The sequence below is a fragment of the Treponema bryantii NK4A124 genome, from assembly GCF_000421345.1.
GTDB classification, from domain to species: Bacteria; Spirochaetota; Spirochaetia; order Treponematales; family Treponemataceae; genus Treponema_D; species Treponema_D bryantii_B.
Window position 1 is genome coordinate 249,366 of the sequence record NZ_ATWV01000002.1, and the last position, 21,105, is coordinate 270,470.

Below are 21,105 nucleotides of genomic sequence, written 5' to 3' on the forward strand. Positions count from 1 at the left end.
CAACGCGTGCAGAAAAAAAACTTACTTTTTTCGCACAAAAAACTAAACCCGCGCAAAAAAAGCACGGGAAAAAACAGGAGATATTACTATGAAAATGGTAAAGAAAATTTTGTTGGGAACTCTTGCAGTTGCTGCAATCTTGTCATTCGCTGGCTGTCAGCGTGAAACTGCAGGAAACGAGGATCTCATCCAAGTAAACTCAGCAAGCAGTAAAGCATCAATTAGTTATACAAATGATGGCGACAGTGTAACTCGAGGTTTTAAATCATTAAACACAAAGCACCTTGATGCAATCTGTAAAATTGAAATGAAAGTTACAGATCTTGTTGATAAGACTGTTGAGGGAAGTAAAATTGTTTCTAATGGTACCATGGGATATATTTTCAATATCGTAAAAGGCGCAGATGAAAAATATGCATTCTCAATTGCAGGTGTTAGATACAATCAATCAACTGGTGAAGTTCAGGCTTATGTTGAGTCATTCTCAGGAATTGAAGCTGCAAAACTTGAGGATAAACTTGAAGGTGGTGTTGTAGCAACAGGTCTTCCTAATTATGGACAGTCTTATGGATTTACATTGTTGGATAAGGCTGCTGTTGATGCTCTCCTTACTGCAAACCCAGGAAAAATTACTCTTTGGATTGATTTAGTTGCAAACGGAAAGGCTTCCGCTGATGCTACAGCATATCCACAGGGTCGCGAGAGAGCAGGAAAAGATGGATCTTATACAGTTTCATTCTATGCTACTGATCCAGCAAGAAAATCTTCAGCAACTAACTATGATTTGACATATACAAATCCTGTGGCATTGAAGACTTGTTATGTTGAAGCTGACAATGTTAATGCTAAATATGACGCAACTAAGGGGCTTACATCTATGCAGTCAGATGTAGGTTTCTATGCTAACGTATATGCTGGTCAGACTCTCGAAGGAACTTGGGAATTCTCTGAAATCAAGAAAGAAGCAGAAGAAATCGAAGAATAAGTTTAATTCTTGATTCTTTTGAATGAAGGCCGTCAGTTTGTAACTGGCGGCTTTTTTTGTTTATAAAGAGAATTTTACTGCGATGCCGCTTTTGAGGGAGTGGGTGGCGGCGCCGCTTTTCTGGCAGGGGCTTTTTTCCATGGTGGTGGAGCAGTAATCGGTGTAGATGGGGCCTTTGTCTGGAAAGCCGAAAAGCAGCTGGGCAAATATCTGAAGGGAAATATTTTTGTCTAAAATTATACCGGTGGTCAGGCCGGCTTTGTATTTTGAGAAAAAGCCGAATTGAATGTCTTTTGTTGAAAAGGGATTTTTTACGCCATGGTGGTAGTCGAAACTAAGCTGGTAATTCCATGGAGCCAGCATAAAATCAACCTGAATAAAAAGTTTTGAGAAAGGCTGAACTTTTACTGCGGTCCCTGTAAAAATGAAAAACGAATGTCTTCTATAATCAATTCCATAAACGCGGATGTTTCTGCCATGACGGATACCGCTTCCAATTCCCGCTTTAAAATCATTAAATAAATAATTAAATTGAAGCGCCGGAATTATTGATATTTTTTTACTTACAGGAATCTGATAAGCCAGACTTAATGCTGTATCTATATTTTTTGAACTTTCAATGGGGTGTTTTGTAAGACTGTATTTTTCATCTCCTTCCCAGTCTGAATCATACATGTAAGAAGTGCCTGCAGGCAGACAATAATCAAAATCTGCTGAGATAAAAAAGTTTTTGTAACCGGCACTTGCATTAAGTCCAAGGTTTACGAGAGGCTTTTGTTCCCAGTCCAGCTGACTTACTATTTCGTTGTCAGTATAAAGCAGTTCTGTGAGTTCTCCGACTGTAAATGAAATTCGTGGGGCCAGGGAAAAATGAAAATCAGTCTGTGCAAAGCAGAGCAGGGGAAAGAGAAGCAGAAAGATTACAAGGCAGAAGTTTTTTTTCATTTAATTTAATAATACTCTATTTTATTGCTAATGACAAATAATAGTAAAATCATTATAATTTTGAGCAATATTTTTACAACAAAAATGCTTTTATGGAGGATGACAGAATGAAAGCAATTGAACTTGAAAAGGCCTATGAGCCTAAATCCTTTGAGGACAGAATTTACAACGAATGGGAAAGCAAGGGCTATTTTAAACCAGCCAGCGATGAAGCTTCTCCGGTACATGAACAGTACAAGTGCCAGTGTGCAGACTGCAACAAGAAAACCAATACTTATTCTGTCGTCATTCCTCCTCCTAACGTAACAGGTGTTCTTCACATGGGACACGGTCTCAACAATACTCTCCAGGATATCGTAGTTCGCTACCACCGTATGAAGGGCGACAATACTCTCTGGCTTACAGGTACAGACCATGCCGGAATCGCTACTCAGAACGTAGTTGAACGTCAGCTAAAAAAAGAAGGAAAGACTCGTTTTGACCTTGGTCGTGAAAAGCTTGTTGAACGCACATGGGAAGTAACTCATCAGCACCATGATATTATTGTAAAGCAGCAGAAAAAACTTGGTAACTCAACAGACTGGGACCGCGAGCGCTTTACTTATGATGAAGGTTTAAGTGCCGCAGTTCGCGACGTATTCGTAACTCTTTATGAACGTGGTCTTATGTACAAAGGTAAGCGCCTTGTAAACTGGTGTCCTCGCTGTGGTACAGCTCTTGCAGATGACGAAGTAGACCACGAAGATACACCGGGTGCAATGTATCACCTTTATTATGAATATGCTGATGGAAGCGGAAAAATTGAAGTTGCTACAACTCGTCCAGAAACCTTCTTTGGTGATACAGCCGTTGCCGTAAACCCTAACGATGACCGTTACAAGGCACTCGTTGGAAAAATGCTCAAGCTTCCTCTTACCGGAAAAGAGATTCCAATCATCGCTGATGAATATGTTGATATGGAATTCGGAACTGGTATGGTAAAGATTACTCCGGCTCATGACCCTAACGACTGGGAAGTAGGTCTCCGCCACAATCTGGAAGTAATCAATCTTCTTACTCCAGACGGAAGAATGAATGAAAATGTTCCTGAAAAATACCGTGGACTCAAACCAGAACAGGCTCGTGCATTAGTAATTGAAGATTTGACAGCCGCAGGCCTCTTCAAGGGTGAAGAAAAAATCGTTCACGCAGTTGGTAAATGTTACCGCTGTAAAACAGTTGTAGAACCTTATCTTTCTGACCAGTGGTTCGTAAAAATGAAGCCAATGGCTGAGAAAGCCCTTGAATCATGGAGAAAGGGTGAACTGGTATTCTATCCTAAGAAGTGGGAAAATACTTACAGCCACTGGATGGAAAATATCCGCGACTGGTGTGTAAGCCGTCAGATCTGGTGGGGACACAGAATTCCTGTATGGTACTGTGAATGTGGTGAAACAATCTGCAGCCGTACAGATCCAGTTTGCTGTCCAAAATGTGGTTCAAAAAATATTGAACAGGATCCGGACGTACTTGATACATGGTTCTCTTCATGGCTCTGGCCTTTCTCTACTTTGGGATGGCCTCAGGAAACTGAAGATCTTGCAAACTTCTATCCTACACAGGCACTGCTTACAGCATACGACATTATTCCATTCTGGGTTTGCCGTATGATTATGGCCGGTCTTGAGTTTACAGGAAAAGCTCCTTTCCACGATATTTACATTCATGGTCTCGTTCGCGATAAGCAGGGCCGCAAAATGTCTAAGTCTCTTGGAAACGGAATGGACCCTCTTGAAATTATTGATATGTATGGTGCCGATGCCCTTAAGTTTACACTTGGCTTTATGTGTGCTCAGGGACAGGATGTTCTTATTGATAAAGACTCATTCAAACTTGGTTCTCGCTTCTGTAATAAAGTATGGAATGCTTCACGCTACCTCTTGGGTAACCTCGAAGGACGTAACCTGGTTCCTCTTACTGATGCAGACCTTACAGAACTCGATAAGTGGATTTACAGCCGCCTGAATCACGCTGTAAAGACAGTAAGAGAGGCGCTTGAAGGCTATCGTTATAACGATGCAGCTTCTGCCCTTATGGAATTCTTCTGGAATGAGTTCTGCGACTGGTATGTTGAAGCTACAAAGATAAACTTTAAGAATGGCGATGATAAGGAAAAAGACCGCCAGGCTACAGTTTTGATGGATATCCTCGAAGAAAGCATCCGTCTGCTGCATCCATATCTTCCATTTGTTACTGAAGAGATTTACGGAAAGCTGCCTCTGGCTGAACTTGTTGCTACACGCAATGCTTCAAATAAGATTATTACTACTTCAACATATAATGGCATGCTTATTAATGCTCCTTATCCGGAATTTTCTGAAGCACGTCAGAATGCAGAGGTAGAAGCCCGCTTTGAAGCTCTTAAAGAGCTCATTGGTAAGGTTCGTGCTACAAAGGTAGACTGCGGAATTGACCCTGCAATCAAAATCAATATTGCAATTAAGATTGAAAAGGGCAGTGCTGCAGAAGTTGCCCGCGAAAAGGTTGAAATGATTCAGCTGCTTGGCGGTGTTGCTAAGGTTGATTTTGTTGATGCAAAACCTGCAAGCTCAATTGGTGCTGTTGGAGCCGGCTTTGAAGTATTTGTTCTTGTTGATGAATCTATCAATAAAGAGCAGCTTATGACCCGCTTCCAGAAGGCAATTGAAAAAGAGCAGGGCTATGCAAGAATGAGCGAAAACAAGCTCAACGGAAACTTTGCACAGCATGCTCCTGCAAACCTTGTACAGGAAGAGCGAGACCGCCTCGCAGAAAGCCAGAGAAAGATAAAAACTCTCGAAGGTTATCTTGCAGAATTAAAATAATAAAAAAATCGGTGGTTGAGTTTATCGAAACCACCGATAAATATGTAGCAGGTGGTTTCGATATACCGCTTTGCGGCACTCAACCACCGTGAGGGTTTAATGGGAAAACAGCATTACGAAATGAAAACTGACAGACCTCAGAATATGAATGAGCAGCAGATGCTTCAGCTCAGTAGTATTCACTTTGCTCCCTATATTCAGCTTGCCACAGCCCTGATTGGTAAGGCCCGTCATGCGGGCGGTAATATGTTCCGCCACCAGATGGATACCTTTGCAATTCTTCTGGACTACGGCTACATTGACCCGGTTCTGCTTAAGGCTTCTATTATTCACGATACAATAGAAGATATTCCGGGCTTTATTCCTGAACTGATTATTAATGCTGACGAAGACGGTCCTGATGTTTTAAATCTTGTAAAAGAAGTTACCCGTAAAGAGGGTGAATCTAAAAAAGAATTCCTTTGCCGCATCCTCGACGAAGGCAGCCAGAAGGCAAAAATCTTAAAATGTGCAGACCGCATTTCCAATATGATTTCTCTGGGCTACGTTACAGACCCGGCCTTTATTGAACGCTACTGCGACGAAACCGAATACTTCCTTTTGCCAATGTCTATCCAGGTAGATTTCAACATGTACCAGGAACTTATCAATCTGATTATGACAAGACGCCGCTACCTCGAAGACGGCGGATATTTTGACACAAGAATAAAAGAGTCTTCAAGCAACTAAACGGGGGCGTTACGGGGGCGGAGCCCCCGTTAGAAGGGGTCGGGCGCAACGAAGTGCGCCCGAGGGGGAGACTTCCCCCTCCTTACTTAAAACCTATCTATAGACTATTTCCTGTAAATTCATTATTTTATATGGTATAAAATCTTAATCTAATTTTTAGGAGATATAAAATGGCAGATGTAAGAGTTGCTATTAATGGTTTCGGCCGTATTGGTCGTTTGGCTTTCCGTCAGATGTTTGACGCTAAAGGTTATGAAGTTGTTGCTATCAACGATTTGACAAGCCCAAAGATGCTTGCTCACCTTTTGAAGTATGATACAGCACAGGGTGGTTTCTGTGGTAAGATTGGTGAAGGAAAGCACACAGTATCTGCTACTGATGATTCTATCATCGTAGACGGAAAAGAAATCAAGATTTATGCAGAGAAAGACGCTGCTAACTGTCCATGGGCAGCTAACAAGGTAGACGTTGTTCTCGAGTGTACAGGTTTCTACACATCTAAGGAAAAGGCTCAGGCTCACATCACAGCTGGTGCCCGCAAGGTAGTAATTTCTGCTCCTGCTGGAAACGACCTCCCAACAATCGTTTACAATGTAAACCACAAAACTTTGACAAAGAACGACAACATCATTTCTGCAGCTTCTTGTACAACTAACTGTCTCGCTCCAATGGCTAAGGCTCTTAATGATGCATACCCAATCCAGTCTGGTATCATGTCTACAATCCACGCTTACACTGGTGATCAGATGATTCTTGATGGTCCACAGCGCAAGGGTGACCTCCGCCGTTCACGTGCTGGTGCTCAGAACATCGTTCCAAACTCAACAGGTGCTGCTAAGGCTATCGGTCTTGTAATTCCTGAATTGAACGGAAAATTGATTGGTTCTGCTCAGCGTGTTCCAACACCTACAGGATCTACAACTCTTCTTTTCGCTGTAGTTAAGGGTAAGGACATCACTAAGGAATCTATCAACGCTGCTATGAAGGCTGCTGCTACAGAATCTTTCGGATACAACGAAGACGAAATCGTATCTAGCGATATCATCGGTATGCGCTATGGTTCACTCTTCGATGCTACTCAGACTATGGTATCTAAGATTGATGATGATACATATCAGGTAGAAGTAGTATCTTGGTATGATAATGAAAACAGCTACACATCTCAGATGGTACGTACAATTAAGTACTTCTCTGAGAACTGCTAAGTTTTCACTCAGATAATCTGAGATAAAAAAAACGGTGGTTGAGTGCTTCGCGAAGCGAAGTGTATCGAAACCACCGTTTTTTTATTGTGGTTTCGATACGCCCTTCGGGCTACTCAACCACCGGTATTTTAAGGTTAGCTTAGTCGAGGAGGGCGAGCAGCGATTCCTTTGGCTGAACTCCTACGCTTGATTTGTGGAGCTGGCCGCCTTTGAAGCTTGCTACGAAAGGAATGCTCATAACACCGAACTGCTGAGCCAGGTCTGGCTCATCGTCTACGTTTACTTTGCATACCTTAATTTCCGGATGCTCTTCTGCGAGCTCACTGATAACAGGACCAAGCATGCGGCAAGGGCCACACCATGTTGCCCAAAAATCTACGATAACCGGTTTGTCCGATTCCAAAACTTCACTCTTAAAATTTGCACTTGTGATATTCAATTCTGCCATATAAATCTCCTTGTAATTAAGTTGTGTACAATTAAAAATATATACAATAAATGATTTGTTGTCAAGTAAATTGTATACAATTTAATATTTTTTTTCAAAACTATATTGACATTTATTTAATAACCTAGTAAACCTATAGGTATATTAAACAACACAAGGAGAACTTAATATGAAAAAAATTATTGCACTTGCAGCAGCCGCTGTACTCGCTTCATCTCTCTTCGCAGAGACTATTAAAGTAGGTGCTACACCAGTACCACACGCAGATATCCTTAACCTCGTAAAGGATGACCTTAAGGCAGAAGGAATCGATCTTAAGATTGTTGAGTTCACAGACTACGTTACACCAAACGAAGCTGTAGAATCTGGCGAAATCGACGCTAACTACTTCCAGCACATTCCTTATCTTGAGTCTTTCAACAAAGAAAGAGGATATCACCTTTTCAATGCTGGTGGAATCCATGTTGAACCATTTGCACTTTATTCAAAGTCAAAGAAAGTAAAGTCTATCAAAGACCTTAAGAAAAAGGCTCGCATTGGTGTTCCTAACGATCCTTCAAACGAAGGCCGCGCTCTTCTTCTTCTTCAGGAAGCAGGCCTTATTAAGATTGATCCAAAAGCCGGAATTGAAGCTACTCCTGCAGATATCATTTCAAATCCATTGAACCTTAAGTTTGTAGAAGTTGAAGCTGCTTCTCTTCCACGTGTTCTTGCAGATGTTGATGCTGCCGTAATCAATGGTAACTATGCAATTCCTGCAGGACTTTCTGCAAAGAAGGACGGACTTTTTGTTGAAGGTTCATCTTCTCCATACGTAAACGTAATTGCTGTAAAAGCCGGTAACGAAAACAAGCCTGCAATCAAGGCTCTTGTAAAGGCTTTGCAGAGCGATAAGGTTCGCAAGTACATCGACGACACCTATCCAAACGGTGAAGTTGTTGTAGTATTCTAATTATACGGTGGTTGAGTAGCCCGAAGGGCGTATCGAAACCACCAGCGTGAAAGCCCTGTGCACAAGAGTAGTCTTGCCACAGGGCTTTCTTTTTTCTATCATATCAATATGTCTTTGATAGCTGATTCCAAAAAATACTGGCCGCTGCTGCTTGCAGATGGCTTTTATTATTTATTCACCGGACTTTCTGCTGCAGTAATCAATAAAGAAGTTTATGCAATTTTGTCTCCCCGCCTTATTTCCCTGCAAAGTATAATTGGCTGGGGCGGGGGAGTTCTTCTTGGCTTTATGTGGTCTCACTGGAACAAAAAACTTTTGCCCCTGATGCTGCCATTTTTCCTCATGCAGGCGGCGGCCAGTGTTTTGTATTTTATCTACTCCGAAGCAACCCTCAACATGTTCATCTTCTGGGTAATCAGCATGGGCATGTACATTTTCTTCGGCGGCATCAGCGACAAAGTCTTTGAAGGTGCAAAGGCCTGGTTTTTTAAGAAAAGTGAAGAACGTGCTTCTTATGATAACCTGATTGATATGACGGGCAGTATTTCCGGTTTTGCAGGATACTTTCTTTCGATGATTTATGTTCCTTCTTTGAGAATGGCAATCTTTTTTAATTTTATTGCAACCTTTTTCTGGTGCCTTGGAATCATCTTGTATACACTGCGGCATAAGGATGAACTAAAAGATAAAGCTGACACTACAGTGCAAACAAAAGATAAGTAGGGCGCTTCCTTCGCTTTGTCATTGTCCGGCTTGACCGGACAATCTCCTCTAAAAAATCATTTTTTTTCTTACTTAGTCATTAAATGACTATCCCCCCCCGTTATAATCTTTTCAAATTTTAATAGCATTAAGGAGATTAAAATTATGAGAAAGATTTTTAGTATTTTGGTTGTATTGATGATGGTTGCTGGAACTTTTGTTTCTTGCAGTATGCCTACAAATGATTCTACTGGAGCTGGAACTTCAGTAAGTAATGCCATCACTGAAACTTCAGTAAAGAGTAAGGTTATCGCGGAGAGTTCAGATGGTGCTCTTAAACTTGTTAAAGATGAATATGGTGATTTGCATATCTGTTCAAAAGCATTCAGTGGTGATGTAAAGAACGGAAATAAGCTTATCTGTGGAGCAATCACCTGTATCCCTGGAGTAAAAGATAATGGTATATTCCTCACATATAGTGAGTGGAATGCAAGTGGTACAAATGCCGTATATGATAACGGTAACAGTATGCTTACAATTACCTGTTCTGAGATGCCTGCATCAAATGGTATCCAGACACTTATATACAATGGATACACACTTAAGTATAAGATTAACTAACTTTTGACGGGTCTGCCTCGACTTCATTTTAGTAGTCGGGGTAGATTAAAAACTCAGTAGTGTACTGACGGTCCGAAATACTGTCGGCTCCGGATTATCTATAGAAAAAAACAAAATCTGTGCTATAATATCCCTATGGAAAAACTACAGCTTTTACCGCTTGGCGTGCAGGATTTTAGTATTCTTCGCGAAGGGGATTATCTTTATGTTGATAAGACTTCTTTGATTTATGAGCTTACCCACACTCAAAGGGCTGTCTTTTTAAGCCGTCCCCGCCGCTTTGGTAAAAGCCTTTTACTTTCTACTATAAAGTATTATTTTCTTGGTCGGAAAGATTTGTTTACTGGGCTTGCTATTGAGCAGCTGGAAGAGCAGAGTAAGGAGCCCTGGGCGGAATATCCTGTTATGTACTTTTCACTTGCAGACGGGGAATTTACTGAGAAAGAAGGTCTTGCAGAAAAGCTCAGGGCTTCTTTAAATGATTTTGAAGAAAAGTATGAGCTTCCTCACGATGAGGTAACACTTGCCATCCGCTTTGCAAAAGCTCTGGAAAATGCAAATAAAAAAACAGGCCGAAAGGTTGTTGTCCTCGTAGACGAATATGACAATCCTCTCCTAAAAAACATGACGGTAAATCCCCGGCAGGAAGAAGCCAACCGCAATCTGTACAAGGCCTTTTTTGCGACCCTTAAAGATTGCGATGAGTACCTGCGTTTTTACATGTTCACCGGAGTTACAAAATTCAGCAAGGTAAGTATTTTCAGCGATTTGAATCAGCTTACTGATATATCTTTGATTTCGAAATACAATAATATTTGTGGAATTTCTCAGTCCGAATTGGAAGGTACTTTTGCACCGTATGTAAAGAAGCTTGCAGAATCTTTCGGCTTTTCTGAATCAGAAACTCTTGCTGAATTAAAACGGATGTATGATGGTTATCATTTCAGTGGTGATGGTGAAGGAATGTATAATCCTTTTAGTCTGCTGCATTGTTTTAATGAAAATGATTTTGGCAGCTACTGGTTTGAAAGCGGAACGCCTACATTCCTTATAAATAAACTTAATTCTGCAAATTACGATATTCGTCAGTTTATGTGTGAAGTTAAGGCAAATGAGAGTGAGTTAAAAGATTACCGCCCTGAAGCTGCTGATCCAACGCCACTTTTTTATCAATCCGGTTATCTTACCATAAAAAGCTGGAATCAAAGGCAACGTTCCTTTAAGCTAGGTTTTCCAAATGCAGAGGTAAAATACGGATTTTTAAATTCCCTTGCCCCAAGCTATCTTCATGTAGAAGATAAGCCTGCTCCCTTTAATATTGATCTTTTAGACGATGCCGTAGAAGAAGGCGATACGGATGGAATGCGGAAATGGTTCACTGCGCTCTTTGCTCTTTTGCCATATCCGGCCGGTGCAGACACAGAGACAATAACAGAGCAGAATTTCCAGAATGTGATTTTTATGGCTCTGACAATGATGGGAAAATACGCCCGAACCGAAGTTCATTCAGCAAAGGGCAGGGCAGACTGCATACTTGAAACAGATGACTACGTTTATGTCTTTGAGTTTAAGCGCGATGTCAGCGCTGCTGAAGCACTAAAGCAGATTGAGGAACAGGGCTATGCCGCACCATATTCTGCCGACAAACGCAGGCTCTTCAAAATTGGTGTGAACTTTAGTAGTGCAGAACGAAACAGCACTGAATGGGAAGTTCGGTAAAAAATGCCCGGTCATAAAACAACGCACTCACAGCTGGAACGCTTTCGCCTTATCGACAGTATACTTGCTGGCGGAGATGTGCTTTCTTTTGAAAATATTCTTGATTCTCTGCGACTGGGGCTGCGGGATGATTTGCTTTCAGACAGTTCTCTTCGCCGCGACTTTCGCTACATGAAAAACGAGCTTGGCGCGCCGCTTGCTTATGATAAAAAATTGCATGGCTGGCATTATACCAAGCCCTTCAAACTGCCGGCAGAGGCTTTTAGTGATGATGAGATTCTTTATCTGAAGCTAATACGAGGCCTGGTGAATCAGAATTCAAATGATGATTTTCTATACAAAGCCTTTGATAAGCTGCTGAATAAAATTATCCCTGCAAGACATGCTGAGAAAGAGACCCTGAAACAAGTTCAGGGTGACAGCCTGCGTCATGCTGAACTTGTTTCAGCATCTATACGAGACCGCTTCTACATTGCCCCGCGCCCAAAGCAGCTGATTGACGAAGGCGTGGTAGAAAAAATCCTTGAAGCCATCAAAAATAATTATCTGCTTGATTTTAATTACTTCAGCAAATGGGAGCCGGAAGAGAGGCACAGAAAAATCATGCCCTTTCAGCTCGTCTTTGACAGCGGCAGCATGTATTTGTACGCTGCATCAAGTAATCCAAGAGTGCCCGGCCCCCGCCTTTATAAGCTTTCAAAAATGCACAATGTTCAGGTGATAACTTCAAAAACTTTCGACCTGCCGGCAAATTTCCGTTTTCGAGAAGCTTTTGAAGAGGGGCGTTTTGGTGCCTTTCAGTATGACGAGGCCTATGATTTTAAGCTTGAATTTTCTGGTGAAGCCCGCAGCATAGTCAGAGAGTGTGTCTGGTCTGATAATCAGGAAATAGAAGAAAATCAAAAGGAAGGCACAACTGTAATTTCCTTTACCAGTTCCCAGTGGATTCCAATTTTCAGATGGCTGCTTTCCTTTGGCGAAAATGCCCGCCCCCTCGAGCCTGACTGGTTTGTTGAACAATGGAAAGAAACTGTTCGTAAAATGTCAGAATAAAACTACTTGTGTTTGATAAGGTTGACTATAATGGAACTACTATTTGTAGATGTGAAAATGTAGAAGATCTTTTCTTTGGTGGAGATGATGACTTCCGACTCCAAAAGGGGCAAAAACTTCCTTACGATGTAGAGAAACAGTCAGATGGCAGTTATGTTGCAACTACTCAAATTTTTAAATATTCAGTTGTTATTCCAAGTGCAACTTCAACTACAGGTTATATTGCGGTAGAGCATGAAAATAAAATACTAAAAATTAATATAACTAAGAAATAGTTTTACATACAAAATCGCAGAGAGTACAAATGTCGCCTGTGGTGCCGGGAAGCTTTTTTCCCTGTGAGCGCAGCGATTTTTTTATGCCGTGGCGGCGGTAGTGGGAAAGGCTTTCTTCGTAGCAGATTGGAAAGAAGTTGTAAAAAAGATGTCGGAAAGTATTTAAAAAATTATACCTAGTCATTAAATGAATAAGTGAGTGACTATAATATCAATTGAAACAAACATAAAAAGGGGTATTTTATGAAAAAATTAATTTGTGCTTTGGCAGTATGCCTGGCATTCTGTGTTGGTCTTTTTGCTTTGGAAAGTCCTGATCGTCCAATACGAGTTGAAGCGGATCTTGGTTTTGGTATTTCTAATGCAGAAGTTGAAGCAAGAGGTGCATATCTTTTCCGTATTAATGATACTTTCAGATGGGATGTTGGGGCTGGAATAAGTTTCGTAGATCACGCATTTTTCACTAAAGCATTGGGTGCTTCTGCAAACATTATCGGTTTTGGTTCATTCTGGTTTGGTGACTGGTATGTAACTTATGGAACTGGCGTTGGAATTAATAAGCTTGGAGGTGCTGCTTTTATTCCTGCTGATTTAAGAATCGGCTGGGAGCCTGGTTCTCGTAAAAATAATCGTTGTGCTTTTAAGATGGAATTTGCAGCCATGGGTACTACAGGCTACACTGGTGATGATATAGAAGAAGTATCATTGGATTCTGGCAAAACAGAAGTAAAATTAAAGGATGATGCATCGGTAAGATTTTTAATTGCTCCAACTTTTAATCTTGGAATTGCGTTTAGATTCTAAAAAACAATTGCTAAAGCTATATATCGCTGTGCTTGCAGGGAATGTATTTTCTGTGAGTACAGCGTTTTTTTTCTTGATGTATAGTGGAAGTTTAATTACATTTCTTGCAGACGTAATCGCAGAAACTGCAGATATCGCTGCATTTGCCTGGTAGTTTTTCTTTTTTTTGAACGGAGCAGATTTTTTAGGCCGTGGCGGCGGTAGTGGGAAAGTCCTTCTTCGTAGCAGATTTTTATCATCGGATTAGCGGCGGCTTTTTGAATGATAGTTTCGAAGCTGTCGTGGATTGTGCCTATGAAGAGGGCGGGATTTTCGTTTGCAAAACCGCAGCATGGGGCTATGTTTCCGTCTGCGTGAACGTAGAGAATGTTGCCCGGGCCCTGACAGTAATCTTCCTTGAACCAGCGGCGGGCCTGCCAGGCTCGTGGGTCGTCTGAGGTGTAGGTGCGGGGCAGGTGGAACTCTGTCACCCCGAACTTGTTTCGGGGTCTTCTAGTAGATGCTGAAACAAGTTCAGCATGACGACGTTCTATGGTGGTTTCGATACACCCGCTTTGCGGGCACTCAACCACCGTGTTTTCTGTACCGCCGGTGGTTGAGTAGTCCGAAGGACGTATCGAAACCACTTGTTTTTCTTCTTCCACTGTCTGAATATTTATCGAATCTTCGCCAAAAATCTCCCGAACCTTGCGGATAAAAGCTTCCATACGTTCGGTAGTTTGTCCGTGGTAGGAATCCCAGCTGAGGCCGATTTTTCCGTCGTAGCCGGCGTCGTATAATTTTTGAAGTGTGGCGGTAAGGTCTGACTCGTCACGCCACCAGTCGCCGTTTGTCATAATCTGGTCAAACATCAGGTCGTGAGAAATTGCAGCTTTAGTTACTTCAATCAAAAAATCCATATACAAAAAAGGCTCGCCGCCCGAAAAACCGATGTGGTCAATGTCACTGCCGCTTTCCACGCAGCTTTCAATCAATCTTACAGCATCTGCAATTTCCAGTTTGTGAGGAGTGCGGTTTATAAAACAATGCTCGCAGTGCAGGTTGCAGGCGGTGGTTGTTGAAAAAATAATTTCGGTGGGGTGGAAGCCTTTTGATTTCATAGAATTATTATGTGAAAGAAATGATTTCGGGTCAAGACGATTTTTATTGACACATTGCGAATTACACTATAAAATCTAGTCAGATTGACTAAGGCTAAGCTGACTAATTTGTATAAGGAGGTTTCCTATGTGCCAGATGAATGTTTTGGAAGCAAAAACTAATTTTTCTAAGATTATTGCAATGCTTGAGCGCAAGGAAGAAAAAGAGGTGATTATTGCGAGGGCGGGAAAGCCGGTGGCTAAGGTTGTGCTTTATGATAAGCCGAAATCATTTGATGACATTTTTGGAATTGCAAAAGGAAAGTTTACGATTCCAGATGATTTTGATGAGCCTGATGAAGAAATTGCTCGTATGTTTGGAATGATAGACTAGGAGGATTTTTATGAGAAGAAATGAAATACTGCTTGATACGCATATTATACTTTGGATGATTTTAGGTGATGAAAGGCTTTCGCAAAAAGCCAAAAACTTGATTAAAGAAAATATTGGATCGATTTATTACAGCATAGCTTCTATGTGGGAAGTTCAGATTAAATATGATATAAAGAAGATGCCAATTTCTGGAATAGAATTCATGCATTACTGCGAGCAATCAGGTTATCACAAGCTACCTATAGATGATTTGCATGTGGCTGAGCTTGCTGGTCTTGTACGCGATGAAGCTGCTCCTTATCATAATGACCCTTTTGACCGTATTCTTATTTCGCAGGCAAAAGCAGAAGGTTTTACATTTTTGACTCACGATTCTCTGCTCCGCGGCTATAACGAGCCTTGCCTTGTCGAAGTCTAATTTTTTTACATTGAATTTGTCTATAAAACTCATTATATTTTATTATATATCGTAAATTTCCCTGCATTGTTTGTGGGGTAAATATAAGGAGTTAAACGATGATTAAGACCGTTAAAGACGTAGACTTGAAAGGCAAGCGCATCATTATGCGTGTAGACTTCAACGTACCAATGAAGGACGGAGTTGTACAGGATGATACTCGTATCATGGCTGCACTTCCTACTATTAAATACATTCTCGAGCAGAACCCACGTTCTCTCGTTCTTATGTCTCACCTTGGAGACCCTAAAAAGGACGTAAAAAAGGCTCAGGAAAAAGCTGAAAAGGCTGGAAAGACCTGGACAGACGCTGATGCTGAAAAGTTCATCAACGGAAAGAACCGCATGAAGCCGGTTGTAGAATATTTCGCTTCAAAACTCGGAAAGCCTGTTACTTTCCTCCCAGATGCTCTCGGACAGAAGGCTGCAATCGACGCTCTTCCAGAAGGAGCTGTTGCAATGCTCGAGAACGTTCGCTTCCACAAGGAAGAAACTTCTAAAGATCCTGCAGAACGCGATGTAATGGCAAAAGAGCTTGCTACATACGGAGACATCTTCGTAAACGATGCTTTCGGTACAGCTCACCGCGATCAGGCTTCTACAGCTTCTATCGCAAAGTTCATGCCAGTTCCTTCTGTTGGCGGCTTCCTCATGGAAAAAGAAGTTAAATACATTCAGCCAATGGTAACAAACCCAGAAAAACCAATGACTGCAATCATCGGTGGTGCTAAGGTTTCTTCAAAGATCGCTGTTCTCGAAAGCCTTATGAAGAATGCTTCTACACTCATTATTGGTGGTGGTATGGCTTATACCTTCCTCAAGGCACAGGGACACTCAATCGGTAAGTCTCTTGTTGAAGATGACTTCCTCGATACAGCAAAGGATCTTCTTGCAAAGGCTGAAAAGGCTGGAGTTAAGATTCTTCTTCCTGTTGACCATGTTGGTGGTGCTGAATTTGCTGATAAGGATCCAGTTGCAGTTGATGCAGTTGATCTTCCAGATAACCTTATGGGTATGGATGTTGGTCCTAAGACTGTTGAACTTTACAAGAACGCAATTCTTGCTTCAAAGTCTATCGTATGGAACGGACCTGTTGGAGTATTCGAGTTCGAAAACTTCGCAAAGGGAACTGAAGCTGTAGCCCGCCTCGTTGCAGAAGCAACATCTAAGGGTGCTATGACTGTAGTTGGTGGTGGTGACTCTGTTGCCGCTGTAAACAAGTTCAACCTTGCAGACAAGATGAGCCACGTTTCAACTGGTGGTGGAGCTTCTCTCGAATTCCTCGAAGGAAAGACATTGCCTGGTATCGCAATCCTTGCAACAAAATAGTCGAGTTTTACGAAGTAAAACTCGGTAAGGTCGCGCTAGCGACCGACTTTCACACGGACAGTCAGTCAAGCTGACTGCCGTGTAAAATGTTTAATCTCCCGACAGACCTTCGGTCTGCGGGAGAAATCAATTTCGACACGACAGCTTCGCTGCGTGTCAAATCATAGCGTAGTCACAGAAGCCATTTCGGCATCGACTACAAACTCTTCAGCATTTTCTTGTTTTCGTACATTTCTGTATCTGCACGCTTCATAACATCATTAAAGCATTTGTCGCTTGTTGAATCGTAAATCGCAAAGCCTGCTGCAAAAGATTTCTTTTCAACAAGAGGGCAGTCTTTTGTGATTTCGCTTCTGGTAACATCGTCAACAATCTGTTTCAGACGTTCTATGTTTTCATAATCATCATTCTGCAGAATTGCAACAAACTCATCTCCGCCAATTCTGAAGACTGGACTGTGCTTAAAAATATCACAGATTGTCTTACAGCAGCCGATTATGTATGCGTCACCACTGTCGTGGCCGAAGCTGTCATTTACGATTTTAAGATTATTTAAGTCACATTCGCAGATGGCAAATTCGAGAGAATCAGCCTGAGAAGAAATCTCTTTATCAAAATCTCTGATTTTGTTTTCAAAGGAAACTCGGCTCATAACCCTGGTAAGCGCATCATGATTAGAAATATCCTTTTCCATATTGATTGTTTCTATCATAAGGTGGCGCAAAATAGTTTGAACTAAAATGTAGAGAAGGATAGCCGTAACACAAATACTCATGTAGCCGGAATTAATACTTCCGTCTATGGCATTTGCAACATTTCCTACTATCATAATGGAAGTAATTAAAAGAATGTTAATCAAATAACGAAGCTTAGATCTTATTCCAATCAGAATAAAAACAAAAAGCACATAACCAAAATCTATAGCACAGAAGATAAGATAAGAGGCATAGGCCGGGCCTCTGTGGAAGATTCCGCTGGAATCAATATAAAAAACAATTCCTGTAAAAAGGGAAATAATTTCAACGACGACATTAAGAGTCATAAAGCCCAGCATGAATCTGATTGAATGCTTCATTCCGCTGCTGCGGGCCAGGCAGACACCAAGATAAGGAGAAATACAAAATTCGGAAAAGGTTATGAACCAGTGAATCTTTGGAGAACAGAAATTTGTTTTATCAGCTAAAACGCCCAGATATTCACAAATTGCTCCGAGAGCAGCAAGAATAAAAGTAATTCTGAACCATTTGATGTCATCTTTATTAAGAATGGTATTCTTGCCGGCGTCAATTGCGAGAATAATCATGCTGATAACACAGACTGCAATCGTTACTGTGTAGTTATGATCCATAGATTTATATTATACACCCACAATGTTGAAAGTCTCAATTAAATTTATTAAAATAAATAATCATGTCATTGCGAGGCCGTAAGCCGAAGCAATCTAAAATAAAAGGAGTCATAATTATGGCAAGAACACATTATATTGCTGGTAACTGGAAGATGAACACAACAAAGGCTGAGGCTGTTGCACTCGCAAAAGACCTTGTTGAACAGTTGAAGGGAAAAACAAATAAATATATGATTGGTGTTCCTTTTGTATACCTCGATGCAGTAGCTCAGGTTGTAAAGGGGTCAAACATCATTCTTGCAGCTCAGGACTGTGCTGCTACAGATAACGGAGCTCACACAGGTGAAGTTTCCTGCGCTATGCTCAAGGATATTGGATGTCAGTGTGTAATCCTCGGACACTCAGAGCGCCGTCACGAAATTGGTGAGTCTGATGAACTTATCAACAAGAAGGTTCGCAAGGCACTTGCAAGCGGTCTCGAAGTTGATCTTTGTATCGGTGAGCTTTTGAGCGAACGCGAAGCTGGTGAAGCTGAACAGGTTTGTGCATTCCAGCTTTCTGCAGGTCTCGCAGGTGTTACAGAAGAGCAGATGAAGAACGTAACAATCGCTTACGAACCGGTTTGGGCTATCGGTACAGGTAAAACTGCTACTCCGGATGATGCTCAGGCTATCCACAAGTTCATCCGCGGTTACATCGCAAAACTTTACAATCAGAAAGTAGCTGATGAAGTAATTATCCAGTACGGTGGATCTATGAAGGCTTCTAACGCTCCAGAGCTTCTCGCTCAGCCAGATATCGACGGTGGTTTGATTGGTGGAGCAAGCCTTAAAGCTGAGACATTTGTACCTATTTGTGTACTCTAATTATAGATGCTGAAACAAGTTCAGCATGACGTCATCCCGAAACAAGTACAACTTTACGTCATCCCGAACTAGTTTCGGGATCTAAAAACCGATGGTTTGATGTAGTTAACAACTGCATAGCCATCGGTTTCTTTTTTTAACGGATTTTCGATTGTTGGCTTGTGAAAAATTCATCATTTTTTATGCGTATTTACTGACTACAAGTTTTTCGTAAGTTGCTATTATCTGATACAAGGTTCAAAAGGATTTTATCGGATAGGGTTATGAGAAAAACAATTCTTGTATCAGTAAGTTTTTTTCTTATATTAAACACAAGTCTTCTCTCTGGGCAGGAAACAGAGGTAGAAACTGTTCCAGAAATTGAAGTAGAAGCAGAAAATACCGCCGCAGTTATAGAATCCAGTTTTGATGCCTGCTTTGGTTCTGTTTCTCAGATTGTTCAGAATGCAGCTGGAACTCTTCTTGCCGCTTCTGATGAAAATAGTATTACTGTTTATGACGCAAAGACTTTTACCCCGATAGAAAAGTTTTATGACGGAAAACTTTCCAGATTTTATTTTTATTCTGAAGGTGAAAATGACTTTTTTGCCGTAATAACGGATAACGGACAGTTTGTTGTAAGAAAACTTATAAAACTTGATGAAGGCTGGTGTTTTGAAGAGGGTGAACCCTATTATTCTGCCGATTGTTCCGATGTTTCAGGAAGAAAAAAACTTACGGCAGTTTCATTCAGCAGCAATTCAGACTATGTAGCAGCTGCTTTTAATGATAATTCTGTTCAGGTTCACTTCCGTCTTCGTTCAACAGCTTCTTCTATTTCACATACAATTAATACTCATAGAACTCCAGTTTACGGGCTTGAATTCAGTAAGAATGGAGATTATCTGGCCACGGTTTCAACTGATGGCGAGGCTTATATCTGGAATTCTTATACAACTTCGCGCATCACTCATTTAAAAGGAATATATGCACGTGCGAGAGTTCCTGTCTGTTTTACAGATGATTCAGTCTATATAGTCAGTCTGGACAGCAGAAACTCCTTCCGTATTTCAGATTTTTCGGGAAATACTCTTTATTCAATTTTGACCGGTCGTCCTATTACCGCAATTAAGCCTCTTAAAGATCCGGATCTTCTTGCAATCAGAAACGATAAGAATGAAGTAATGGTTTACAGCATTTCTTCTCGCAGACCACTTTCGGTTACAAGTGCCGTTCGGGAAGATGGCGGGGATGCTGCATTTACAGCCTTTGAGTTTGATGCTTCGTCTGATCTTATGTACGCAGGTTATTCTGATGGAAAAATTTGTCTTATAGAACCCCTTCCATATCTTGATGACACTTCAATGCTTGTTACGGATGCTGCTCTAGCCGGCAAAGGTGAGGGGAACTTTATACATCAGAAGTTTTCAAGCCTTTCTGTCTGCGCCGGAACAAACTATATGACAAAGCCTTATCTGCTTTCTGTAAATCTTCGCGGCGAATATCTTTATTCCGAAGCAATTTCGCCGTTTTTTGTGGGAGGCGGGCTCAGTCTTGCAGTCGGATTTCCTCGTAATGAATATCCTGCCACATACAAGCTTGGGGGTGAGTATGTAGATGCGCCAAAACTGTTTTCTGCAACTCTTTATGCACCGGCAGGTTATGCTTTTTCGCCATGGAATAATGAAATAAGAATCCTTACAACCTTGAAAATGGGCGCAAAAATGTCCTCTCTTACTCTTATAAATGGCGGAAATTACATTCTGGGAGACCCGGTTTTTTCTTTTTTTGCAGCTGTTGGAGCCGGAATGCAGATTAAATGGTTTGAATTTGATTTGAATATTGAATACGACACATTGGGAAAGTTCAGTCCTTCGCTTTATGCAGGCTATGCTTTCCGATGGGGAGAGAAATAATGAAAAAGTTTTTTTTGATAATAGCTGTTGTTCTTTTTGTTTTTGCGGGCTGTGATAATTCTTACGACCAGATGATTGAAGATTTTAACAGTTCATATTTTTCAAAAGGGTATAAAGAACCGGAACCATACACAACCGGCAGCAGTACTTTTGAAGAAGGTCAGATGCTGGATGAAATTGTGAGTATGATTGACGGTTCAGTAACAATGTTTACTGCACCAGAGGGTGGGGAAGGCTGTGTGTATGAATGGAAAGCCCATATTCCATGTAAAGATTCCAATGGAAAGGACTATATGAAAGAGACTGTTGTTGGAAATGAAAGAGTGTTGTGTTATACAGCTCCTGGAGTTTTCAATTCAGATAAAGAAAACAAGCTGACTCTTACGCTTACAGAGGCTTCTGGTAAAACGTATACAGATACAGCAATGGTTTTCATAACAATAGAATAAAAATAAAA

22 protein-coding genes are annotated in these 21,105 nt (G+C 41.2%); 17 read left to right on the plus strand and 5 right to left on the minus strand.

Going from position 1 to position 21,105, the window contains the following annotated elements:
- Positions 1-88 precede the first annotated feature (88 nt).
- Positions 89-985 carry a hypothetical protein gene (locus tag G626_RS0102635; protein ID WP_022931241.1) on the plus strand — a complete coding sequence of 299 codons (897 nt, stop codon included), beginning with the start codon at positions 89-91 and terminating at the stop codon, positions 983-985.
- 60 nt (positions 986-1,045) lie between these two features.
- Here G626_RS0102635 and G626_RS0102640 read toward each other — a convergent pair whose 3' ends face one another.
- The gene (locus G626_RS0102640) at positions 1,046-1,930 is read right to left on the minus strand and encodes an omptin family outer membrane protease (RefSeq protein ID WP_022931242.1); all 885 of its coding nucleotides are present in this window, start codon (positions 1,928-1,930) and stop codon (positions 1,046-1,048) included.
- Between the two features lie 107 nt (positions 1,931-2,037).
- Here G626_RS0102640 and G626_RS0102645 point away from each other — a divergent pair, with 107 nt between their 5' ends.
- The 3 genes from G626_RS0102645 (at position 2,038) to gap (ending at position 6,707) form a co-directional block, all read left to right on the plus strand.
- Positions 2,038-4,773 (plus strand): valine--tRNA ligase, encoded by a 2,736-nt coding sequence (locus G626_RS0102645; protein ID WP_022931243.1) that lies wholly within the window; start codon positions 2,038-2,040, stop codon positions 4,771-4,773.
- A gap of 120 nt (positions 4,774-4,893) precedes the next feature.
- The gene (locus G626_RS0102650; protein WP_196800454.1) at positions 4,894-5,502 is read left to right on the plus strand and encodes a hypothetical protein; all 609 of its coding nucleotides are present in this window, start codon (positions 4,894-4,896) and stop codon (positions 5,500-5,502) included.
- Positions 5,503-5,672: 170 nt separating this feature from the next.
- The gene (gene gap / locus G626_RS0102655) at positions 5,673-6,707 is read left to right on the plus strand and encodes a type I glyceraldehyde-3-phosphate dehydrogenase (RefSeq protein ID WP_022931245.1); all 1,035 of its coding nucleotides are present in this window, start codon (positions 5,673-5,675) and stop codon (positions 6,705-6,707) included.
- A gap of 139 nt (positions 6,708-6,846) precedes the next feature.
- On the opposite strand, the gene trxA is transcribed toward gap, so the two are convergent.
- Positions 6,847-7,155: a thioredoxin gene (trxA, locus tag G626_RS0102660; RefSeq protein ID WP_022931246.1), complete on the minus strand. Its 309-nt coding sequence runs from the start codon at positions 7,153-7,155 to the stop codon at positions 6,847-6,849.
- A gap of 169 nt (positions 7,156-7,324) precedes the next feature.
- On the opposite strand from trxA, the gene G626_RS0102665 reads away from it, so the two are divergent.
- From G626_RS0102665 to G626_RS0102690, 6 genes are all read left to right on the plus strand, one after another.
- The gene (locus G626_RS0102665) at positions 7,325-8,107 is read left to right on the plus strand and encodes a MetQ/NlpA family ABC transporter substrate-binding protein (protein ID WP_022931247.1); all 783 of its coding nucleotides are present in this window, start codon (positions 7,325-7,327) and stop codon (positions 8,105-8,107) included.
- Between the two features lie 108 nt (positions 8,108-8,215).
- Positions 8,216-8,830 carry a hypothetical protein gene (locus G626_RS0102670; RefSeq protein ID WP_022931248.1) on the plus strand — a complete coding sequence of 205 codons (615 nt, stop codon included), beginning with the start codon at positions 8,216-8,218 and terminating at the stop codon, positions 8,828-8,830.
- A 144-nt stretch (positions 8,831-8,974) separates the two neighbouring features.
- The gene (locus G626_RS0102675) at positions 8,975-9,430 is read left to right on the plus strand and encodes a hypothetical protein (protein ID WP_022931249.1); all 456 of its coding nucleotides are present in this window, start codon (positions 8,975-8,977) and stop codon (positions 9,428-9,430) included.
- Positions 9,431-9,565: 135 nt separating this feature from the next.
- Positions 9,566-11,149: an ATP-binding protein gene (locus tag G626_RS0102680; protein ID WP_022931250.1), complete on the plus strand. Its 1,584-nt coding sequence runs from the start codon at positions 9,566-9,568 to the stop codon at positions 11,147-11,149.
- 3 nt (positions 11,150-11,152) lie between these two features.
- On the plus strand, positions 11,153-12,202 hold the full coding sequence (locus G626_RS0102685; RefSeq protein WP_022931251.1) for a helix-turn-helix transcriptional regulator: 1,050 nt from the start codon (positions 11,153-11,155) through the stop codon (positions 12,200-12,202).
- 8 nt (positions 12,203-12,210) lie between these two features.
- Positions 12,211-12,477: a hypothetical protein gene (locus G626_RS0102690; RefSeq protein WP_022931252.1), complete on the plus strand. Its 267-nt coding sequence runs from the start codon at positions 12,211-12,213 to the stop codon at positions 12,475-12,477.
- Here the strand turns inward: G626_RS0102690 and G626_RS0102695 are convergent.
- Positions 12,467-12,661 (minus strand): hypothetical protein, encoded by a 195-nt coding sequence (locus G626_RS0102695; RefSeq protein ID WP_022931253.1) that lies wholly within the window; start codon positions 12,659-12,661, stop codon positions 12,467-12,469. The two genes, G626_RS0102690 and G626_RS0102695, sit on opposite strands and share 11 nt — an antisense overlap.
- 59 nt (positions 12,662-12,720) lie before the next feature.
- On the opposite strand from G626_RS0102695, the gene G626_RS0102700 reads away from it, so the two are divergent.
- Positions 12,721-13,281 carry a hypothetical protein gene (locus G626_RS0102700; RefSeq protein WP_022931254.1) on the plus strand — a complete coding sequence of 187 codons (561 nt, stop codon included), beginning with the start codon at positions 12,721-12,723 and terminating at the stop codon, positions 13,279-13,281.
- A 95-nt stretch (positions 13,282-13,376) separates the two neighbouring features.
- On the opposite strand, the gene G626_RS0102705 is transcribed toward G626_RS0102700, so the two are convergent.
- Positions 13,377-14,381 carry a radical SAM/SPASM domain-containing protein gene (locus tag G626_RS0102705; RefSeq protein ID WP_022931255.1) on the minus strand — a complete coding sequence of 335 codons (1,005 nt, stop codon included), beginning with the start codon at positions 14,379-14,381 and terminating at the stop codon, positions 13,377-13,379.
- A gap of 127 nt (positions 14,382-14,508) precedes the next feature.
- On the opposite strand from G626_RS0102705, the gene G626_RS0102710 reads away from it, so the two are divergent.
- The 3 genes from G626_RS0102710 (at position 14,509) to G626_RS0102720 (ending at position 16,539) form a co-directional block, all read left to right on the plus strand.
- Positions 14,509-14,754, plus strand: coding sequence for a type II toxin-antitoxin system Phd/YefM family antitoxin (locus G626_RS0102710; protein WP_022931256.1), 246 nt, complete (start codon positions 14,509-14,511; stop codon positions 14,752-14,754).
- Positions 14,755-14,764: 10 nt separating this feature from the next.
- Entirely contained in the window at positions 14,765-15,172 is a 408-nt protein-coding gene (locus G626_RS0102715) for a type II toxin-antitoxin system VapC family toxin (protein WP_022931257.1), read from the plus strand.
- A gap of 98 nt (positions 15,173-15,270) precedes the next feature.
- Complete coding sequence (locus tag G626_RS0102720) at positions 15,271-16,539, plus strand: phosphoglycerate kinase (protein ID WP_022931258.1); 1,269 nt, start codon at positions 15,271-15,273, stop codon at positions 16,537-16,539.
- Positions 16,540-16,735: 196 nt separating this feature from the next.
- Here the strand turns inward: G626_RS0102720 and G626_RS17190 are convergent, their stop codons facing one another.
- On the minus strand, positions 16,736-17,887 hold the full coding sequence (locus G626_RS17190) for a GGDEF domain-containing protein (protein ID WP_022931259.1): 1,152 nt from the start codon (positions 17,885-17,887) through the stop codon (positions 16,736-16,738).
- Between the two features lie 116 nt (positions 17,888-18,003).
- Here G626_RS17190 and tpiA point away from each other — a divergent pair, with 116 nt between their 5' ends.
- From tpiA to G626_RS0102740, 3 genes are all read left to right on the plus strand, one after another.
- Positions 18,004-18,753 carry a triose-phosphate isomerase gene (gene tpiA / locus G626_RS0102730; RefSeq protein ID WP_022931260.1) on the plus strand — a complete coding sequence of 250 codons (750 nt, stop codon included), beginning with the start codon at positions 18,004-18,006 and terminating at the stop codon, positions 18,751-18,753.
- Positions 18,754-19,016: 263 nt separating this feature from the next.
- A complete protein-coding gene (locus G626_RS0102735) occupies positions 19,017-20,648 on the plus strand; it encodes a WD40 repeat domain-containing protein (RefSeq protein WP_022931261.1) in 1,632 nt (543 codons plus the stop codon).
- Positions 20,648-21,097: a hypothetical protein gene (locus tag G626_RS0102740; protein ID WP_022931262.1), complete on the plus strand. Its 450-nt coding sequence runs from the start codon at positions 20,648-20,650 to the stop codon at positions 21,095-21,097. Before G626_RS0102735 ends, G626_RS0102740 begins: the two co-directional genes overlap by 1 nt.
- The last annotated feature ends 8 nt before the right edge of the window (positions 21,098-21,105 follow it).

What these genes read in the sequence shown, in the direction of transcription:
- G626_RS0102670 (WP_022931248.1), top strand. Translation starts at nt 8,216, where the DNA reads ATGTCTTTGATAGCTGATTCCAAAAAATACTGGCCGCTGCTGCTTGCA.
- G626_RS0102715 (WP_022931257.1), top strand. Translation starts at nt 14,765, where the DNA reads ATGAGAAGAAATGAAATACTGCTTGATACGCATATTATACTTTGGATG.
- tpiA (WP_022931260.1), top strand. Translation starts at nt 18,004, where the DNA reads ATGGCAAGAACACATTATATTGCTGGTAACTGGAAGATGAACACAACA.
- G626_RS0102700 (WP_022931254.1), top strand. Translation starts at nt 12,721, where the DNA reads ATGAAAAAATTAATTTGTGCTTTGGCAGTATGCCTGGCATTCTGTGTT.
- G626_RS0102650 (WP_196800454.1), top strand. Translation starts at nt 4,894, where the DNA reads ATGAAAACTGACAGACCTCAGAATATGAATGAGCAGCAGATGCTTCAG.
- G626_RS0102710 (WP_022931256.1), top strand. Translation starts at nt 14,509, where the DNA reads ATGTGCCAGATGAATGTTTTGGAAGCAAAAACTAATTTTTCTAAGATT.
- G626_RS0102695 (WP_022931253.1), bottom strand. Translation starts at nt 12,661, where the DNA reads ATGACTAGGTATAATTTTTTAAATACTTTCCGACATCTTTTTTACAAC.
- G626_RS0102680 (WP_022931250.1), top strand. Translation starts at nt 9,566, where the DNA reads ATGGAAAAACTACAGCTTTTACCGCTTGGCGTGCAGGATTTTAGTATT.
- G626_RS17190 (WP_022931259.1), bottom strand. Translation starts at nt 17,887, where the DNA reads ATGGATCATAACTACACAGTAACGATTGCAGTCTGTGTTATCAGCATG.
- gap (WP_022931245.1), top strand. Translation starts at nt 5,673, where the DNA reads ATGGCAGATGTAAGAGTTGCTATTAATGGTTTCGGCCGTATTGGTCGT.
- G626_RS0102640 (WP_022931242.1), bottom strand. Translation starts at nt 1,930, where the DNA reads ATGAAAAAAAACTTCTGCCTTGTAATCTTTCTGCTTCTCTTTCCCCTG.
- trxA (WP_022931246.1), bottom strand. Translation starts at nt 7,155, where the DNA reads ATGGCAGAATTGAATATCACAAGTGCAAATTTTAAGAGTGAAGTTTTG.
- G626_RS0102635 (WP_022931241.1), top strand. Translation starts at nt 89, where the DNA reads ATGAAAATGGTAAAGAAAATTTTGTTGGGAACTCTTGCAGTTGCTGCA.
- G626_RS0102740 (WP_022931262.1), top strand. Translation starts at nt 20,648, where the DNA reads ATGAAAAAGTTTTTTTTGATAATAGCTGTTGTTCTTTTTGTTTTTGCG.
- G626_RS0102735 (WP_022931261.1), top strand. Translation starts at nt 19,017, where the DNA reads ATGAGAAAAACAATTCTTGTATCAGTAAGTTTTTTTCTTATATTAAAC.
- G626_RS0102685 (WP_022931251.1), top strand. Translation starts at nt 11,153, where the DNA reads ATGCCCGGTCATAAAACAACGCACTCACAGCTGGAACGCTTTCGCCTT.
- G626_RS0102675 (WP_022931249.1), top strand. Translation starts at nt 8,975, where the DNA reads ATGAGAAAGATTTTTAGTATTTTGGTTGTATTGATGATGGTTGCTGGA.
- G626_RS0102645 (WP_022931243.1), top strand. Translation starts at nt 2,038, where the DNA reads ATGAAAGCAATTGAACTTGAAAAGGCCTATGAGCCTAAATCCTTTGAG.
- G626_RS0102665 (WP_022931247.1), top strand. Translation starts at nt 7,325, where the DNA reads ATGAAAAAAATTATTGCACTTGCAGCAGCCGCTGTACTCGCTTCATCT.
- G626_RS0102705 (WP_022931255.1), bottom strand. Translation starts at nt 14,381, where the DNA reads ATGAAATCAAAAGGCTTCCACCCCACCGAAATTATTTTTTCAACAACC.
- G626_RS0102720 (WP_022931258.1), top strand. Translation starts at nt 15,271, where the DNA reads ATGATTAAGACCGTTAAAGACGTAGACTTGAAAGGCAAGCGCATCATT.